Here is an 18,181-nt window from a genome sequence, read left to right as displayed (position 1 = left end):
TGCCGTTGACGTGACGGAGTTACGCCACGGAGACTCCGGTGGCGGCCGTGTCGGCGTCTTCCGGTGCCTGGAGGACTTGCCGGATTTCGGCGGCGACGGCAGGGTGCACGGGCAGGGCGAGATGGCCGATGCCGCTGACCTGCACGTTCTGGGCGAAGAGATCGGGATGGCGGAGGCGGGCCGTTTCCGCCGGAACCATTATCTGATCAAGGTCGCTCCAGAAACTCACGAATCGAGTGGCGCATCCCGGGGCGGGCAGGGCGAGTTCCTTGATCACGGCAGAACCCGGTCGCATCTGTCGTACGAGTGGGTGGGCGCTCATCGGCGGGGCGACGCGGGTGCCTTCGTGCGGAGTTCCGAGAGTGACGAGCGTCCGTATCCGCGTGTCGCCGCCGAGTCGCTGCGCGTAATAGCGCGCGATCAGACCGCCCAGGCTGTGTCCAACGACGTCGACCCGGGAGTGCCCCGTGCGTGCGCAGATGTCCTCGATGTGCCGGCCGAGGAGTTCGGCGGCGGTGCGCAGATCGCAGGTGAGGGGGGAGTAGTTGAGCGATGTCAGGTGCCGCCAGCCGTGCCGGGCGAGGGAGCGGCGGAGCAGGACGAACACCGAGCGGTTGTCGACGAAGCCGTGCAGGAGGACGACGGGCGGGCGGTCCGGGGTGGTCGTGGGGAGCGCGCATCCGAGGTCGGGCTCCGTCGGCGACTCGGCTGGGGAAGGGGGCTCCGGTCGCATTCCGGAGGGATAGAGGATCACATGCCCGAAAAGCACGGCGAGTTCGAGGACGGTGGCGCGGAGCAGGGGGAGGAGAGGGGCGAGGGGCAGGGGCGGGAATCTCATGGCGGCCGACCTCCCGAACGGCACGCGGGGGGACGGCCCTGTCCCCCGTGTGCCCTCATGGGGTGCCGTGACGGAGGCCAGGTGGTGCGGGCGTCTCCTCGGAAGGGAGCGGCCGCACCACCGTGCCGTGCGGCTGACGGCGCGGTGGTACGGCGACCTCGTTGCGGCTCCCCGTGCGACGGTCCCGTCGTGGCTGCGGCTCCCGGGTGCCTGACCTCCCGTGGGACCGCGGTGCCGACTGATGCGGGTGCGACGCACAGCGAACGTTTTCCCAACGTGTGATTTCCCCCTCTGTCTCCACCGCGAAACGGCGGCGTGCGGGATGCTGTGGATAACGTTCGTTCACTTCCCTGCCCCTCCTGGGGCGGGGGACGTTGCGCCAACGGCGGCGCGGTGCGTACTGGGAGGCAGCAGCGATGGGTGTTACGGGTCCGATCCGTGTGGTGGTGGCGAAGCCGGGGCTCGACGGCCACGATCGCGGGGCCAAGGTCATCGCGCGGGCGCTGCGCGACGCGGGCATGGAGGTCATCTACACGGGTCTGCACCAGACGCCGGAGCAGATCGTGGACACCGCGATCCAGGAGGACGCGGACGCGATCGGCATGTCGATCCTGTCGGGCGCGCACAACACGCTCTTCGTGAAGGTCATCGACCTGTTGAAGGAGCGGGACGCGGCGGACATCAAGGTGTTCGGCGGCGGGATCATTCCGGAGGAGGACATCGCCCCGCTCAAGGAGAAGGGTGTGGCGGAGATCTTCACGCCGGGGGCGACGACGACGGCGATCGTGGACTGGGTGCGGGCGAATGTGCGGCAGCCGACGGTGGCTTAGGGCTGGGGCTTTGGTGCTGGTGGGTGGGGGTGCTGTTCCTGCCGGGGGCTCCGCCCCCGGGGAGCAAGGGGGCGGTCCCTCTCGCTGCGGGCCCGCCCCGGAGCGCCGCCGCGCGGCCCCGGTGCCGGGCGGGCCCTCGCTGGGGGCTGGGGTCAGCCCCGTACGGCGTCCGCCCCCGAGAGCTCGTGGAGCATCGATGCGCGCAGGCGCAGGGTTCCGACCAGGCGTTGGAAGGCTTCTGACCAGTAGCCGCCCGCGCCGGGGGCGGCGCCCTCCGATTCGGCCGGGGTCGTCGTCAGGATCTCCAGCCGGTCCGCCTCGCCCGGGTCGAGGCACCTTTCCGCCAGCCCCATCACCCCGCTGAAGCTCCACGGATAGCTCCCCGCGTCCCGCGCGATGTCGAGGGCGTCCACCACCGCCCGGCCCAGCGCCTGCGACCACGGCACCACGCACACGCCCAGCAGTTGGAAGGCTTCCGACAGTCCGTGCGCGGAGACGAACTCCGCCACCCAGTCCGCCCGTTCCTCGTCGGGGAGGGTCTCCAGGAGCTTCGCCCGTTCCGCGAGCGAGGCAGTGCCCGTGCCGGACTCGGGCGGCACCGAGGGCGCTCCGAGCAGGGCGCGGGCCCACTCGGCGTCGCCCTGCCGGATCGCCGCCCTGCACCAGGCCGCGTGCAGTTCCTCGCCCCAGCCGTCCGCCACCGGCAGTGCGGCGATCTCCTGCGCGGAGCGCCCGCCCAAGCGCGGTGACCAGGCGGAGAGCGGAGCGGACTCCACCAACTGGCCCAGCCACCAAGACCGTTCGCCCCGGCCCGCCGGTGGTTTGGCGACCACGCCGTCCCGCTGCATCGCCGCGTCGCACTCGTGCGGGGCCTCCACCACGATGCCGCCGGCGGTGCCCGAACGGTCCGGGCTGACGCAGGACGTGGCCCGTGCCGCCATCCGCGCGGCGAACGCGGAGGCGGGGAGCGCGGAGAGCAGTTCCGCCGCCACCGCGCGGACGTTGCGGCTGCGGTCGGCGAGCGCCTGCTCCAGGAACTCCTCGTCGGCCGCGCCCAGCCCGGTCCGCAGCGAGTCCAGGAACATCAGCCGGTCCTCGGCCCGCTCCGTGGCCCAGGTGGTGGTGAGCAGGGCGAGTGCGGCGGCGGGGTCGGCGGCCCGCACCGCCCCGAGCAGCCCGACCCGTTCGGCGAACAGCCCCTCTTCCCACAGGGCCCGCACCGCCTGCGCGTTTCGTACGTCGGGGAGTGCCGCCCCGCTCGACGAACCGCGCAGCGCGTACTTCCACTCCGCGTTCAACCGGGCCAGCCAGAGGCCGCGCGACCCGGCGAACTCCAGGGCCTGGGGGCGCAGGTCGGTCCGTGCCCGAGCCGCGTCCAGCAGTGCGGGCAGCAGGTCCGCGGGTGCCCGGTACCTGTGCCCGTTCGCAGCGGCCAGCCACTGCGGGAGCAACTCCGTCAGGTCGGGGGCGATGCCTCGACGGCCGCCGGACTGGGCGGGGGCCGCACGGTCGGCCAGCAGCATCGCCAGCCTGCGGCGGGCGGGCGCGGGGAGCGCGGGCCGGTCGTCCTCGGGTGCGGGGGGAGGCGGTTCGGCGGCGACGGCGGGGGTCAGTCCGGCGCGGCGGCGGAGGGTGTGGACGGCGGCGGCGTCGAGGAGGGCGAGGGGCGGCTCCCTGTCGGGGGCCAGGGGGACCTGCTGCCCCGCCTGCCCGGGCAGAACGGCCGGGGCGGGCCGCCGGTCGGTGCCCAGAAGGGCGGTGGTGACGAGGTCCTCCCAGGTGGGCGGGGGAGTAGCGGTGGCGGTCATCGATATCCCTTCGGGGTGGGGTGGGGAACGGTCAAGGGGCGTGGGGAGCAGTTGGGGACGCGGGGAGCAGTTAAGGGGCGCGGGGAGTAGTTAGGGACGCGGGAAGTAGTTAAGGGGCGCGGGGAGTAGTTAAGGGGCGCGGGGAACTGCGCGACCAGCCACGACGCACCCGCACGTACCAACCCACCCCCCCAGCCGCGCGGCGAGCGCTTTAGGTGAAGGGGCGGGGAGGGGCAGCCCGCCGCAGGCGCACCCGGGTGCGGCGCACCCATGGGCGGAGGTGACGGCGGGCGGCTCCGGGGTGGGCCCGGAGCGAGGGGGGCCGCCCCCTTGCCCGCCCGTTCCGCCCCCGGGGGGCGGCCCCGCCGCCCAAGGGGGCTAGGCGGAAGCGGAAGGGGTAGACCCCGCCCAAGGGAGGCGAGGTAGAGGCCCCGCCCCCCAAGGGGCGAGGTGAGGGACCCGCCGCCCAGGGAGGCGAGATGAGGGCCCCGCTGCTCAAGGGGGCGAGGGGGAGGCGGAGTCCCTTCGTTCACAGGAGAGGTATGGGCTCGCCCGAATCGGGAGCCCACGCGGCCAACGGGCGGAACCCCTCGTACCCGCATTCGCCGAAGACCACGAGCGGCGCTCCCCCCGAAAGCCCCGCCAGTTTCCAGAGGCCGGGCCCGCCCAGGGCCGACCGGCTGACGGGAAGGGCCAACCCCCCTTCGGCGTCGGCCAGTTGCCATCCGCCGTCGGACGGCCCCGGCCCCGGTACCACCGCCCCCAGTGTCACCGGCCACGACTCCAGCCAGGGATCCTCCCGCAGCGCCCGGGAGTACGCCTCCACCGCCTCCGTCACGCTCCCGCCCGGCGGCGGCGCGCTCGCCTGATGCGGCGTACCGAACCGGTCGCCCAGCGTGGCCCGCAGCTGCCCCGCCCCGCCGTGCGGCAGCAGTTCCGCCTCGACGGCGAGCCCGACGGGCAGCGAGATCTCGGGAGCCCGCCCCGCCGCGCCGAAGGACAGCACGAGCGCCGTGCGCCCCGAGTCCTGCCCGTACAGCCAGATGCGGCGGGTGGTGACCTTGCCGTCGGACTGGTCGTACTGGGCCAGCACCAGCCACCGGTCGCGGACCACGGACCCGTCCGGCGAGGACGGCAGCCCGACCCTCGTCCGTACCGTCGTCGCCAGTTCCTCGGGCAGCCGGTCGCGGCCCAGCCACGCACCGTCGAGCAGGTGCAGCAGTGCGCACTCCTCCAGCAGACGCACCGGCCAGCCCGGCCCGGAGGACGGTATCGACCCCAACTCCCGCACCCGTGCTGCCAGTCCCGGAGCCTGCGCGTCGACCATGCGGGCGGCGGTCTCCTCCCACAGCCCGTGCCCCTCGCGCTCCGCTGCCGCGAGGCCGCCGCGCAGCAGGTCCGCGAGCCGCTGCTCCAGCTCCGACGCGCCCGCGCCGATCCGCGCGGCCCGGCGCTCCGCCCGCCGCCGGGCCGCCTCGGGGTCGGCGGTCTTCTCCGCCGGAGCCCCTCCCGGCTCCGGAGCCGTTCCCTCCGTCTGTGCGGCGGTCCGCTCCCGGCGATCCCGGAGCCACTCCTCCGCCCACGCGGCGGGCTCCGCGCCCGCCGTCACGGCCGGGTCCTCGGCCGCCCAGAGCAGCAGCAGCCCCAGCGCATGCTTGCAGGGGAATTTCCGGCTCGGACAACTGCACTTCGAGGCTGCGCCCGCACCCGCCAGATCCACGACGGTCTGGTACGGCCTGCTGCCGCTGCCCTTGCACAGCCCCCACAGCGCACCCGCGCCGTCGCACCCGGCTTCCGACCACGGCCCGGCCGCACCGAGCCTGCTTCCCGCTTTGCGTGAGGCGGCGTCAGGAGCCAGTGCCAGCACCTGATCCGCCGTCCAGCGCACCCCCAGCTGATTCATGTCTTCGACGGTAGAGGCCACCACTGACAATCGCCCTGACCAGCGAATCCGCCCCTTGATCCACTTGACTTTGCCTTCTCTTTGCGATTCTGTGCGCTCCTCAACACTTCTGATCCCGGGGGATCCTCCGCATGAACCGCACCATCCGCACCGCCGTGTGCGCAGCCGCCGTCACGGGCCTCGTCTTTGGCCTCAGCGCCTGCGAAGAGGTGGAGAAGGCCGTCAAGGCGGGCGCCTCCGAAGGGGCCGAGAGGGCCGCCAAGGAAGCGGACAAGGCCGTCGGCGACATGCTCGACAAGCCCTACGAGGTGACGTACGAGGTCTCGGGCAAGGACGTCGACACCATCGAGTTCACCGAGGGCGGGGACGCCGCCACGGCCCCGGTGACGAAGGAGGACAAGAAGCCCGTCCTGCCGTGGAAGAAGACGGTCAAGCTCAACGGCATCATGCCGCCCTCGGTCATGCCGAACGTCAAGGACGCCCTCAAGGCCGACCCGGACGTCACCTGCAAGGTCACGTTCCAGGGCAAGGTGCTCAAGGAGGCCACCGGCATGAAGGCGTCGGCGGGTGGCTGCATCGCCGCCGCACCGATGGAGCGATAGCCGGGCCGAAGTGCCCGCGCAGGGCCGCACATTGGGACCTGACCTGCGCAGACGCTTGATTGTCAGTGGCATGGTGCACGGTGGAGACCACATCCGGGAAATCTGGAGGGGGATTCCATGACCACGCCTGCCACCGACACGAATTCCGGCCCGATCGGCGAGACGGGTGAGACGCGTCCGGACGCGGCCGAGGCCCTGCGCCCGCACGCCGAGGACGCGTTCGCAGGGGAGCTGAAGGCGCTGGCCTCGGCCGACGACCGGCCGAGGCCCGCCCGGTGGCGGCTCTCGCCGTGGGCCGTGGCCACCTATCTGCTCGGCGGCACCCTGCCCGACGGCACGGTGATCACACCGAAGTACGTGGGCCCGCGCCGCATCGTCGAGGTCGCCGTCACCACGCTCGCCACGGACCGCGCCCTGCTCCTCCTCGGCGTCCCCGGCACCGCCAAGACCTGGGTCTCCGAGCACCTGGCCGCCGCCGTCAGCGGAGACTCCACGCTGCTCGTGCAGGGCACCGCGGGCACGCCCGAGGAGGCCATCCGGTACGGGTGGAACTACGCGCAGCTCCTCGCGCACGGCCCCAGCCGCGACGCACTCGTGCCCAGCCCCGTCATGCGGGCCATGTCCGAGGGCATGACCGCCCGCGTCGAGGAACTGACCCGCATCCCGGCGGACGTCCAGGACACCCTGATCACGATCCTGTCCGAGAAGACCCTGCCGATACCGGAGCTGGGCCAGGAGTGCCAGGCCGTCTCCGGCTTCAACCTCATCGCCACCGCCAACGACCGCGACCGGGGCGTCAACGACCTCTCCAGCGCGCTGCGCCGCCGGTTCAACACGGTCGTGCTGCCGCTGCCCGCCACTCCCGAGGACGAGGTCGACATCGTGTCCCGGCGCGTCGACCAGATGGGCCGCTCCCTCGACCTGCCCGGCGGCGCGGACGCCATCGACGAGATCCGCCGCGTCGTCACCGTCTTCCGCGAGCTGCGCTCCGGCGTCACCGCCGACGGGCGCACCAAGCTCAAGTCCCCGTCCGGGACGCTCTCCACGGCCGAGGCGATCTCCGTCGTCACCAACGGTCTGGCCCTCGCCGCCCACTTCGGGGACGGCGTGCTGCGCTCCGGTGACATCGCCGCCGGAATTCTCGGCGCGGTCGTCCGCGACCCGGCGGCCGACCGGGTCATCTGGCAGGAGTACCTGGAGACGGTCGTCCGCGAGCGCGACGGCTGGAAGGACTTCTACCGCGCCTGCCGCGAGGTGAGCGCATGACGACCGCGATCGTCGCTGCCGCTCCGGGCCCCGGCGGCCCGACCGCTCAGGGCCCGTCGGCCGACGGCCCCCTCCCGCAGGGTCCCTGGCTGCTCGGGGTGCGGCACCACGGGCCCGGTTCGGCCCGCGCCGTGCGGGACGCGCTCGACGCCGCGCGACCCCGCGCCGTACTGATCGAGGGGCCGCCGGAGGCCGACGCGCTGCTGCCGCTGGCCGCCGACCCGCAGATGCGGCCGCCCGTGGCGCTGCTCGCCCACGTCACGGACGACCCCGGCCGGGCGTCGTTCTGGCCGTTCGCCGAGTTCTCCCCGGAGTGGGTCGCCGTCCGGTGGGCCCTGGCCAACGGAGCACAGGTCCGCTTCATCGACCTCCCCGCCGCGCATTCGCTGGCCGTACGCGAGGAGAGCACCGCGCTGAGCGAGGGGGAGGGCGGGGGCGAGGGGAAGGGCGATGAGGACCTCGGTCTCGTTCCCGACGGCGAGGCCGACGACCCCGACCTCGACGCGCCAGCCGTCGATCCGCCAGCCGTCGATCCACTAGCTGTCGATCCACTAGCCGTCGATCCGCTCGCCGTCGATCCGCTCGCCGTCCTCGCCGAGGCCGCCGGGTACGACGACCCCGAGCGCTGGTGGGAGGACGTCGTCGAGCACCGGAGCGCCCGGGGTGCCGACCCGTTCGCCCCGTTCGAGGCGCTCGCCGACGCGATGGGGGCGCTGCGCGAGGAGTACGGGCACGGAGGGCACGCCCGCGACCTGGTGCGCGAGGCGTACATGCGCATCCAACTCCGCGCGGCGAAGAAGGAGTTCGGGGACGAGATCGCCGTGGTCTGCGGCGCCTGGCACGTGCCCGCGCTCGCCGGGAGGCCGCCGACGCTCACCGCCGACCGCGCCCTCCTCAAGGGGCTGCCCAAGGTCAAGGCCGAGCTGACCTGGGTGCCCTGGACGCACCGGAGGCTGGCCCGGCACAGCGGTTACGGGGCGGGCATCGACTCCCCGGGCTGGTACGGGCACCTGTTCGGCGCGGCGGACCGGCCCGTCGCGCGCTGGATGACCAAGGTCGCGGGGCTCCTCAGGGACGAGGACCGCCTCGTCTCCTCCGCGCACGTCATCGAGGCCGTCCGGCTCGCCGAGACCCTCGCCGTGATGCGTGGCCGACCGCTCGCCGGGCTCACCGAGACGACCGACGCGATCAGGGCCGTGATGTGCGACGGCTCCGACGTGCCGCTCTCGCTGGTGCACGACCGGCTGATCGTCGGCGACGTACTCGGCGAGGTCCCCGACAGCGCTCCCGTCGTTCCGCTGCAACGCGACCTCACCCGGCAGCAGCGCACCCTGCGGATGAAACCGGAGGCGGCGGAGCGCGAGCTGGAGCTCGACCTCCGCAAGGACAACGACGCCGCCCGCAGCCGTCTGCTGCACCGGCTGCGCCTGCTCGGCATCGGCTGGGGCGAACCGGCCGCGTTCCGGGGCAGCACCGGCACCTTCCGCGAGGGCTGGCGGCTGCGCTGGGAACCCGAACTGTCGGTCCGGGTCGCCGAGGCCGGTATCTGGGGCACCACCGTCCTGGCCGCCGCCACCGCGAAAGCGCAGTCCCAGGCCGTCGACGCCACCGCGCTCTCCGCCATCACGGCCCTCGCCGAACAGTGCCTGCTGGCCGAACTGCCCGACGCCCTCCCGGTGGTGATGCGGGCACTGGCCGACCGCGCCGCCCTGGACAGCGACGTCGGACACCTCGCCCAGGCCCTGCCCGCCCTCGCCCGCACCCTGCGCTACGGCGACGTGCGCGGCACCGACACCGCCGCCCTCGCCGAGGTCGCGGCCGGGCTCTCGATGCGTATCTGCGTCGGACTGCCACCGGCCTGTACGGGCCTGGACGACGACGGCGCCGCCGAGATGCGCCGCCACCTGGACGCCGTGCACACCGCGATCGGTCTGCTGACCAGGCCGTCCGACGGTGCGCACCCGGGCGGCTCCGGCGACCTCCCCGGCCGCTGGTCCAGGGTGTTGCGCACCCTCGCCGACCGGGACACCGTCGCGGGCGTCATCCGGGGCCGTGCCGTACGGCTCCTCCTGGACGACGGGCGCCTCGACGAGGACGACGCGGCCCGCCTGATGGGCCTCGCCCTCTCGCCTGGCACCCCGCCAGGCGAGGCGGCGGCCTGGATCGAGGGCTTCGTCGGCGGAGCGTCCGGCTCGGGCATGCTCCTGGTCCACGACGAACGGCTCCTCGCCCTGGTCGACGCCTGGCTCACCGGGGTGCCGCCGGACGCCTTCACCGACGTACTGCCGCTGCTGCGGCGGACGTTCTCGGCGTACGAACCAGGGGTGCGCCGCACCCTCGGCGAACTGGTCCGACGCGGCCCGGTCCGGTCGGGCGGCACCCCCTTGACGAGCGGCGGCCCCGCCGCCGAAGCCGGAGCCCCCGGCTTCGGCCCCACCCTCGACCCGGCCCGCGCCGACGCCGTACTGCCGCTGCTGCACCTGCTCCTCGGCACAGGCACAGGCACGGACACCGGAGCGGACGCCGGAGGCAGCGCCCCGCCGGACCGCCACGACTCCACGGAGGTGACCTCCCGATGACCGCGACGACAGACGCGTCCCGCACGGCGGCCGACGAGCGGCTCCGGCGTTGGCGGATGGTCCTCGGTGGGGAGTCCGCCGACGGCACCGGACACCCGCTCTCCGGGCAGGACGCCGCGATGGACGGCGCCCTCACCGCGCTCTACGGCGGCGCGGAGTCCGGTCCGAAGCAGAACGGCCGAGGCGGGCGGAACACCGACCGGTCCGCGGGGCTCGGGGCGTCCGCGCCCTCCGTCGCCCGCTGGCTCGGCGACATCCGGACGTACTTCCCCAGCTCCGTCGTCCAGGTCATGCAGCGCGACGCCATCGAGCGGCTCGGTCTGGCCGCGCTGCTCCTGGAGCCGGAGATGCTCGACGCCGTCGAGGCCGACGTCCACCTCGTCGGCACCCTCCTCTCCCTCAACAAGGCGATGCCCGAGACGACCAAGGAGACCGCCCGCGCCGTCGTCCGCAAGGTCGTCGAGGACCTGGAGAAGCGCCTCGCCACCCGCACCCGCGCCACCCTCACCGGCGCGCTCGACCGCAGCGCCCGCGTCAACCGGCCCCGGCACCACGACATCGACTGGGACCGCACCATTCGGGCCAACCTGAAGAACTACCTTCCCGAGCAGGGGACGATCGTGCCGGAACGGCTGATCGGGTACGGGCGGGCGTCCCGGTCCGTCAAGAAGGAGGTCGTCCTCTGCATCGACCAGTCCGGTTCGATGGCGGCGTCCGTGGTCTACGCGTCCGTGTTCGGGGCGGTGCTCGCCTCGATGCGGTCGATCCAGACCCGGCTCGTCGTGTTCGACACGGCGGTCGTGGACCTCACCGACCAGTTGGACGACCCGGTGGACGTGCTGTTCGGCACCCAGCTCGGCGGCGGCACCGACATCAACCGGGCGCTCGCCTACTGCCAGTCGCAGATCACCCGACCGGCCGACACCGTGGTCGTACTGATCAGCGACCTGTACGAGGGAGGCATCCGCGACGAGATGCTCAAGCGGGTCGCGGCGATGAAGGCGTCCGGCGTGCAGTTCGTCACCCTGCTCGCACTCTCCGACGAGGGAGCCCCGGCCTACGACCGCGAGCACGCGGCGGCTCTGGCCGCCCTCGGCGCCCCCGCCTTCGCCTGCACCCCGGACCTGTTCCCCGAGGTGATGGCGGCGGCGATCGAGAAGCGGCCGCTGCCGATACCGGACGCGGGCTGACCTGGACCGGCGTGGGACCGGCCGGGGGTTCGGGGGGTGCCCCCGGGGTGATGCAGCCCGAGGTCATGGCGGCGGCGATCGAGAAGCGACCCATACCGGTACCGGAGACCGCATGATCGGACACTGAGTGACACCGATCGGGGTTCTGGGCGGCACTCTGTGACAGGTATCACCGTTCAGGTGTGACCTGCGATTTAGGGACCAACGTCCCTCGGGGATAACCTGCGAGACGGACATGCCGCGTACCGGACATCGTGTACGCCTCCCTTGTGACAGCGCCGTCACGTTGCCTTCGCGGCACGCCCATCGCATTGAACGCAACGCGATCACCAGAACCCGCGATCTTCAGAAAAGGGACGGACGCGCGTGGACCTGTTCGAGTACCAGGCGAGGGACCTCTTCGCCAAGCACGGTGTACCGGTGCTGGCCGGCGAAGTCATTGAAACGCCTGAGGCGGCGCGCGAGGCCACTGAGCGTCTGGGCGGCAAGTCGGTCGTCAAGGCGCAGGTGAAGGTCGGCGGCCGAGGCAAGGCCGGTGGCGTGAAGCTCGCCGCCAACGCCGACGAGGCGGTGGCCCGCGCCACCGACATCCTCGGCATGGACATCAAGGGCCACACGGTCCACAAGGTGATGATCGCCGAGCTGTCCCCGGAGATCGAGGCGGAGTACTACGTCTCGTACCTCCTCGACCGCACCAACCGCACCTTCCTGGCCATGGCCTCGGTGCAGGGCGGCATGGACATCGAGGAGGTCGCGGAGAAGACCCCCGAGGCCCTCGCGAAGGTCCCGGTCAACGCCGTGGACGGCGTCGACATCGTCAAGGCCCGCGAGATCGTGGCCCTGGCGAAGTTCCCGGCCGACGTGGCCGAGGGCGTCGCCGAGGCCATGGTGACCCTGTGGGACACCTTCGTCGCCGAGGACGCGCTCCTCGTCGAGGTGAACCCGCTGGTCAAGACCAAGGACGGCCGCATCCTGGCGCTGGACGGCAAGGTGTCTCTCGACGAGAACGCCGACTTCCGTCAGCCCGACCACGAGGCGCTTGAGGACAAGGCCGCGGCCAACCCCCTCGAAGCCGCCGCCAAGGCCAAGAACCTCAACTACGTCAAGCTCGACGGTGAGGTCGGCATCATCGGCAACGGCGCGGGTCTCGTGATGAGCACCCTCGACGTCGTCGCGTACGCCGGTGAGAACCACGGCAACGTGAAGCCCGCCAACTTCCTCGACATCGGTGGCGGCGCCTCCGCCGAGGTCATGGCGAACGGCCTGGAGATCATCCTCGGCGACCCGGACGTCAAGTCCGTGTTCGTCAACGTCTTCGGTGGCATCACCGCCTGTGACGAGGTCGCCAACGGCATCGTCCAGGCTCTTGAGCTGCTGAAGTCGAAGGGCGAGGAAGTCACCAAGCCCCTCGTTGTCCGTCTCGACGGCAACAACGCCGAGCTGGGTCGCAAGATCCTCTCGGACGCCAACCACCCGCTCGTGCAGCGCGTGGACACCATGGACGGCGCGGCCGACAAGGCCGCCGAGCTCGCCGCAGCTGCGAAGTAAGGAAGAGGGACTCCAAACACCATGGCTATCTTCCTCACCAAGGACAGCAAGGTCATCGTCCAGGGCATGACCGGTGCCACGGGCATGAAGCACACCAAGCTCATGCTGGCCGACGGCACCAACATCGTCGGTGGCGTCAACCCGCGCAAGGCCGGTACGTCCGTCGACTTCGACGGCACCGAGGTTCCGGTCTTCGGCTCCGTCGCCGAGGCGATGGAGAAGACGGGCGCCGACGTGTCCGTCCTCTTCGTGCCGCCGGCGTTCGCCAAGGCCGCCGTCGTCGAGGCGATCGACGCGGAGATCCCCCTTGCCGTCGTCATCACCGAGGGCATCGCGGTCCACGACTCGGCCGCCTTCTGGGCGTACGCGTCGGCCAAGGGCAACAAGACCCGCATCATCGGCCCGAACTGCCCCGGTCTCATCACCCCGGGTCAGTCCAACGCCGGCATCATCCCGGGCGACATCACCAAGCCCGGCAAGATCGGCCTGGTCTCGAAGTCCGGCACGCTGACGTACCAGATGATGTACGAGCTCCGTGACATCGGCTTCACCTCCGCCGTCGGCATCGGTGGCGACCCGGTCATCGGCACCACGCACATCGACGCCCTCGCGGCGTTCGAGGCGGACCCGGAGACCGAGCTCATCGTCATGATCGGCGAGATCGGCGGCGACGCCGAGGAGCGTGCGGCCGACTACATCGCGAAGAACGTGACCAAGCCGGTCGTCGGCTACGTCGCGGGCTTCACCGCCCCCGAGGGCAAGACGATGGGTCACGCGGGCGCGATCGTGTCGGGTTCGTCGGGCACCGCCCAGGCGAAGAAGGAGGCCCTTGAGGCCGCCGGCGTCAAGGTCGGCAAGACGCCGACCGAGACGGCGAAGCTGGCGCGCGCGATCCTCGCTGGCTGAGCATCGCGCTGGGCGCCCAGGCGCTTGTAGTGCTGTTTGTCGTACGCGGAAGGCCCGCACCCCGAATCCGGGGTGCGGGCCTTCCGCGTTGTCCGGGGCGGTCGCGCCGGGGGCTCAGCGGGTCTGGGGGACCAGGCGTTCCGGGCCGTTCGTGGGTTCGGCGCGGAGTTTGGCGCGGAGCTTTTGGTCCTGGACGGTGAGGCGCTGGGGGCCGCTGTGCGCCGGGACACCGCCGACGGGCTCGCCGGGGGGCCGGGGGGCCTCGTACTGGGTCGGGGCCGTGGCCAGCGTGAAGGCCGTCGCGCCGACGATGAGCGTGGTGAAGGCGATGGCCGCGCGGGTCCAGAAGCGGGTCTTGCGTTCGCTGCGGGTACGGACCGCGTCGCCCGTCGGCAGGGCGTCGACCGGCTGGGCGGCGGCCAGGGTGCTGAGACGTTCCTGCAAGAGGGCGGACTGCTCGGCGGGGGTGTGGGCCTCGGCCAGTTCCGGGAGCTTCTGGGCGACGACCGTACGGGCGTGTTCCAGGCGGTGGGCGGTGGCGGGGGTGGTGGCTTCGGTCTCGGCGGCGGTCTCGGGGAGGTCGAGGCCGAGGCCGTCGTAGAGGACGAGGGTGCGGCGGTAGGGGGGTGGGAGCTGGAGGAGGGCTTCGAGGAGGGCGCGGGGGGGTGGGGTGGGGGTGGGGGTCGCGTTCGCGTTCGCCTTGGCGTTTGGCTTCGTCTTTGCCCTTGCCCTTGCCCTTGCCCTTGCGTTCGGCTTCGGGGTTGCTGACGCGTCCGTGTCCGTGGGGGGGAGGTTGGTGTGTTTGTGGCTCGGGCGGAGGCGGTGCCAGGGGGACATCGCGTACTCGTACGCCGCCGCGCGGACCCAGCCGGTGGGGTCGCGGTCCGTCGCGACCTCGGGCCAGCGTTGCCAGGCGAGGTGGAAGGCGCGTTCGACGGACTCGTGGGAGAGGCGGTGGCGGCCGGTGAGGAGGTAGGTCTGGCGGAGGAGGGAGGGGGCGGTGTGGGTGTAGAGGTCGTCGAAGGCTTCGGAGGGGGTGGGGGTGGGGGGCTCGACCTCGTCGGTGGGTGTGACCGTGGCGGGGCGGGTGGGGGTGAGGGGTTCGACCTCGTCGGGGGTGGGGTGGGAGGTGGTGGGGTGCGGGGTGTCGGAGGGTGGGCCGGTGGTGGGGTGCGGGGTGTCGGTGGGTGGGGCGGTGGTGGCGTGGGCGGGGGCGAGGGGTTCGGCTCCGCCGGGGGCCGCCCCCTTGCCCGCCCTTCCCCAAGCTCTCAACTCCGTTCGAGCAGGGGATGCCCCACTCGCCCCCGGGGGGCGGCCCCGCCGCCCAAGGGGGCTAGGCGAGGGGGTTGGCCGCGCCGGGGGGCTCGGCGAGGGGGTTGGCCGCGCCGAGGGGCTCGGTGAGGGGGTCGGTTGGGTGAGGGGGCTTGGTGAGGGGGGTGGGGTGCGGACAGGGGTTGCTTGGCCGTGGGTGGTGAGTTCGGTGGTGATGGTGGCGAGGAGGCGGGCGTAGAGCTCGCGTTTGCGGCCTCGGGGGGTGGTGCGGCCGAGTTCCCAGGAGCGGACCGTTTCGCGGGTGACGCCCACGATCTCCGCCACCTGCGCCTGGGACAGCGCCTTCGCCTCGCGCAGTCTGCGGCGTTCCTTCGGGGCGGGCAGGTCGACTGCGGGGGGTGCGGGGGTGGAACGAGTGGTCCGGGTCATCGGACGGTCACCCCCGTGGCGCGCGACGCAGTGGATGTGTTCCCCGAAGTTCCCGTAGCGGTACGGCGGACGAAAAAGTACATAAACGTATATTGGGCGACACGTCGGCCATCCACCCGTTACGTGAAGATGGCGCGTGTCGTGGGCAGCATGGCCGCGTGAACCCGAATCCAGTGACCGAGCAGCAGCCGTTGCCGCAGGGCCCGCAGCAGGAGCCGTATCCCGGGCCGCGCGAGCCGGAGGAGCAGCGGGCGACGGCGGGCGGGCGCGGTACCGCGTGGGTCGTGTGTCTGGTGCGCGGTGGGCTGGCCGCCGGGCTGGGGCTCGGGGCGTTCGCGGTGCTGGTGATGGTGCTGTGGATCAGTTCGCCGTATCCGGACGCGGGGGCGGGTGCGGCGCTGCGCGTCGCGGCCGGGGTGTGGCTGCTCGCGCACGGTGCGGATCTGGTGCGTACGGACACCCTCGGCGGCGTCGCCGCGCCGGTGGGACTGACCCCGCTGCTGTGCTCCGTACTGCCGTTGTGGCTGGCCCATCGGGCGGCGCGGGACGCGTGCGAGGAGGGGGAGGACGGGGAGGAGGTGGCTCCCCGGGCCTCTGGCTGGGAGGCATTCGGCGGAGTGACGGTCGGGTACCTGCTGGTAGGGGCACTGGCCGCGGTGTACGCGGCCGGGGGGCCGCTGCCTGCGACGGTGGGGAGTGTGGTGCTGCACGTGCCCCTGGTGGTGGGTGGCGCTGCGGCTGTGGGGGTGTGGACCGCGTACGGAAGGCCGCACGGGCCGTTGCCCCGGTGGGTTCCGGCAGGCGTACGGGCGGCCTTCGCGCGCCCCCTGCTCGCGACGGCGGCGCGGGCGGCGGCCGCCGGGACGGCGGTGCTCGTGGGCGGCGGGGCGCTGGTCGTCGGGGTGTCGCTGGGGTGGCACGCGGACCTGGCGCAGGAGTCGTTCGTACGGCTCGCGGGGGAGTGGTCGGGGCGGTTCGGGGTGCTGGCGCTGGCACTGGCGTTGGTGCCGAACGCGGCTGTGTGGGGGGCTTGTTACGGAGTGGGAGTGGGGTTCGAGGTGGGAGTCGGGGCGACGGTCGGCCCGTTGGGTGCGGTGGGTGCGGCGGGGGCGGTTCCGCACTTCCCGTTGCTGGCGGCGCTGCCGGGGGAGGGGCGGGGGACTGCCGTCAACTGGGCCGCTTCGGGGGTGCCGTTGGTGGCCGCCGTGGTCGTGGCGTGGTTGACGGTGAGGGTGGCCGCGCCGGTCTATTCCGTACGGGAAGAGGCGTGGGGGCGGCGGCAGACGGCCGGGGCGGTGATCCTCGCGGGGGTGGGGTGCGGGGCGATGACGGCGGTGCTCGCGGCGGCGTCGGGCGGGCCGCTCGGCGTGGAACGGCTGGCGGCGTTCGGGCCGGTGGGGTGGGCGGCGGGGTTGGGCGTGGTGGGGTGGGTGGTGGGAGTGGGGGTGCCGGTGGCTCTGGGGGTGCGGGGGTGGAGGGTGCGGGAGCGGAGAGTTTGGCGGGTGGTGGCTTCGGATCCGGTTCCGGGGCCCGTCGCGGCTGCGGCTTCGGCTTCGGCTTTTCCGGGGTTCGCTCCGGTTGCTTCGGCTTCGGCCTCGGCATCTCCGGCATTCGCTCCGGATGCTTCGGCCTCGGTCTCGGCTTCTCCCGGATTCGCTCCGGACACTGGGGAGCAGGCAACTCCGTTGCAGGTGGAGCTTGTTCCGGTTCCGCCGGTTCCGCTTGTGCCGCCCGCTCCTCCCGGGCAGGGGATGCCTGGGGAGGGTGGGGCGTGGCACGACAGTGGGGCGCGGGAGGTGCGGTGGGCGGCTTTGCGGGAGGCGTCCGGGGGATTGATGGCGGAGGTGCGGGAGGAGGGGGAGGGAGTTCCGCCTTCGGCGGGGGATCACCCCTCCCCGCCCCTTCCCTGAACCCTGCGGGGCCCGGAGAATCCTGTGGGGCCCGGAGCCCTATTCCTTCACGCCGAACACCGGCACCAGTGACTTCGGCAGTTCCTCGTTGCACGAGACCTGGGCCGACTTCGTCAGGGAGTCCGCCACGCACGTGTAGTAGTCCCGGTACACCATCTGCACCGTGAACGTCGCCGCCACGATCGCCAGCGCCAGCCCCGCCGTCACCAGTCCGCTCACGGCCGCCGTCGTCTGCGGGCGGGTGCTCATCGGGGGAGTGGCCGGGGGAGTGGCCGAAGGCTCCGGCTTCTTGCGGTCGCGCAGGGAGCTGATGCCCCAGTACAGCGCCAGCGCGCCCAGCAGCAGCGCGATCTCGCGCTGCGTGAACACCGCGAAGAAGAACGCCCACATACCGGCGAGGAGCGCGTACCGGGCACGCCTCTGCACCGGGTCCGTCGGGTCCCAGCGCAGGCCCGTGCCCGGTCCGCCCTCCTGGTTCTCGGGACCGTTCTGGCCCCGGCCCGAAGGCTGCTGCGGGCCGCCGAAGCCGCCGTTGCCCCGGCCCGGCTGACGGTTGCTCCACCGGTTGCCCCAGCCGCCCGATGAGGAGTCGGAGGAAGAGGAGGAGTCGGAGGAGGAGCCGGAGGGCTTGCGGGGTTGCCACGGCTGGTCCGGAGTGCCCTCCGGCGGCGGTGCGAACGGGTTGTCCTCCGGGGAGTTCCGGGCGGAGCCCTGGGAGTCCTGGGAGTCCTGCGAGGGGCGGGCCCCCGAAGCCTCCGTTTCCCCGCCGCCCTTGCGTTCCCGCAGCAGAAGCCCCCCACCGGCCGAGGGCTGCGGCAGCGGGAACGGGTGGCGGCTCGGGGCCGCGTGGCGGCGTCGGTCCGTCATCTGGTGAACGTCTTCCCCTCGGACCTTCCGACGGGGCCCGGAGCGTTGTGCTCCGCGGTGCGGAAGGTCATGTGTCGTGTGGTGCTCCGCCCGTCGCCGGTCCGGTCTGACGCCGGGGCCTGCGACGGGACGCGAGTCCTGCCCTGACGCTACCTGGCGCCCGTGCACCCGTCCCGTGGGGGCGGGCCGGTGTGCCGGTATCGTTGCTGACGTTCGGCGCCTTCGTAGGGTTC

General features: G+C 72.8%; 13 protein-coding genes. 8 read left to right on the top strand and 5 right to left on the bottom strand.

The annotated features are described in order from the left end of the window. Nucleotides 1–19: 19 nt before the first annotated feature. Entirely contained in the window at nucleotides 20–838 is an 819-nt protein-coding gene (locus tag OG897_RS25165; protein ID WP_266659567.1) for a triacylglycerol lipase, read from the bottom strand. 416 nt (nucleotides 839–1,254) lie between these two features. Between OG897_RS25165 and OG897_RS25160 the strand changes: the two genes are divergently transcribed. Continuing rightward, entirely contained in the window at nucleotides 1,255–1,668 is a 414-nt protein-coding gene (locus OG897_RS25160; RefSeq protein ID WP_266659565.1) for a cobalamin B12-binding domain-containing protein, read from the top strand. Nucleotides 1,669–1,820: 152 nt separating this feature from the next. On the opposite strand, the gene OG897_RS25155 is transcribed toward OG897_RS25160, so the two are convergent. Continuing rightward, nucleotides 1,821–3,476, bottom strand: a complete 1,656-nt coding sequence (locus OG897_RS25155; RefSeq protein ID WP_266659563.1) for a DUF5691 domain-containing protein — start codon at nucleotides 3,474–3,476, stop codon at nucleotides 1,821–1,823. 529 nt (nucleotides 3,477–4,005) lie between these two features. After that, nucleotides 4,006–5,379, bottom strand: a complete 1,374-nt coding sequence (locus OG897_RS25150; RefSeq protein WP_266659561.1) for an SWIM zinc finger family protein — start codon at nucleotides 5,377–5,379, stop codon at nucleotides 4,006–4,008. 131 nt (nucleotides 5,380–5,510) lie between these two features. On the opposite strand from OG897_RS25150, the gene OG897_RS25145 reads away from it, so the two are divergent. The 6 genes from OG897_RS25145 to sucD all read left to right on the top strand — a co-directional run bounded on the left by OG897_RS25145 (nucleotide 5,511) and on the right by sucD (nucleotide 13,470). Beyond that, complete coding sequence (locus tag OG897_RS25145; protein WP_266659559.1) at nucleotides 5,511–5,981, top strand: hypothetical protein; 471 nt, start codon at nucleotides 5,511–5,513, stop codon at nucleotides 5,979–5,981. A gap of 117 nt (nucleotides 5,982–6,098) precedes the next feature. After that, nucleotides 6,099–7,247: an AAA family ATPase gene (locus OG897_RS25140; RefSeq protein WP_266659557.1), complete on the top strand. Its 1,149-nt coding sequence runs from the start codon at nucleotides 6,099–6,101 to the stop codon at nucleotides 7,245–7,247. Continuing rightward, complete coding sequence (locus OG897_RS25135) at nucleotides 7,244–9,826, top strand: DUF5682 family protein (protein ID WP_266659555.1); 2,583 nt, start codon at nucleotides 7,244–7,246, stop codon at nucleotides 9,824–9,826. Before OG897_RS25140 ends, OG897_RS25135 begins: the two co-directional genes overlap by 4 nt. Beyond that, a complete protein-coding gene (locus tag OG897_RS25130; protein WP_266659553.1) occupies nucleotides 9,823–11,016 on the top strand; it encodes a VWA domain-containing protein in 1,194 nt (397 codons plus the stop codon). Before OG897_RS25135 ends, OG897_RS25130 begins: the two co-directional genes overlap by 4 nt. Before the next feature lie 366 nt (nucleotides 11,017–11,382). Continuing rightward, nucleotides 11,383–12,564, top strand: coding sequence for an ADP-forming succinate--CoA ligase subunit beta (sucC, locus tag OG897_RS25125; RefSeq protein WP_266659551.1), 1,182 nt, complete (start codon nucleotides 11,383–11,385; stop codon nucleotides 12,562–12,564). 21 nt (nucleotides 12,565–12,585) lie between these two features. Then, nucleotides 12,586–13,470, top strand: a complete 885-nt coding sequence (sucD, locus tag OG897_RS25120; RefSeq protein WP_266659549.1) for a succinate--CoA ligase subunit alpha — start codon at nucleotides 12,586–12,588, stop codon at nucleotides 13,468–13,470. Between the two features lie 114 nt (nucleotides 13,471–13,584). Here sucD and OG897_RS25115 read toward each other — a convergent pair whose 3' ends face one another. Continuing rightward, nucleotides 13,585–15,171, bottom strand: coding sequence for a helix-turn-helix domain-containing protein (locus OG897_RS25115; protein ID WP_266659547.1), 1,587 nt, complete (start codon nucleotides 15,169–15,171; stop codon nucleotides 13,585–13,587). A gap of 158 nt (nucleotides 15,172–15,329) precedes the next feature. Here OG897_RS25115 and OG897_RS25110 point away from each other — a divergent pair, with 158 nt between their 5' ends. Beyond that, a complete protein-coding gene (locus OG897_RS25110) occupies nucleotides 15,330–17,081 on the top strand; it encodes a DUF6350 family protein (protein WP_266659545.1) in 1,752 nt (583 codons plus the stop codon). Between the two features lie 39 nt (nucleotides 17,082–17,120). On the opposite strand, the gene OG897_RS25105 is transcribed toward OG897_RS25110, so the two are convergent. Further along, nucleotides 17,121–17,948, bottom strand: coding sequence for a hypothetical protein (locus OG897_RS25105; RefSeq protein ID WP_266659543.1), 828 nt, complete (start codon nucleotides 17,946–17,948; stop codon nucleotides 17,121–17,123). Nucleotides 17,949–18,181: the final 233 nt, after the last annotated feature.

The sequence above is a fragment of the Streptomyces sp. NBC_00237 genome, assembly GCF_026342435.1.
GTDB lineage: Bacteria > Actinomycetota > Actinomycetes > Streptomycetales > Streptomycetaceae > Streptomyces.
This window is presented reverse-complemented; position numbering and strand designations above follow the sequence as displayed.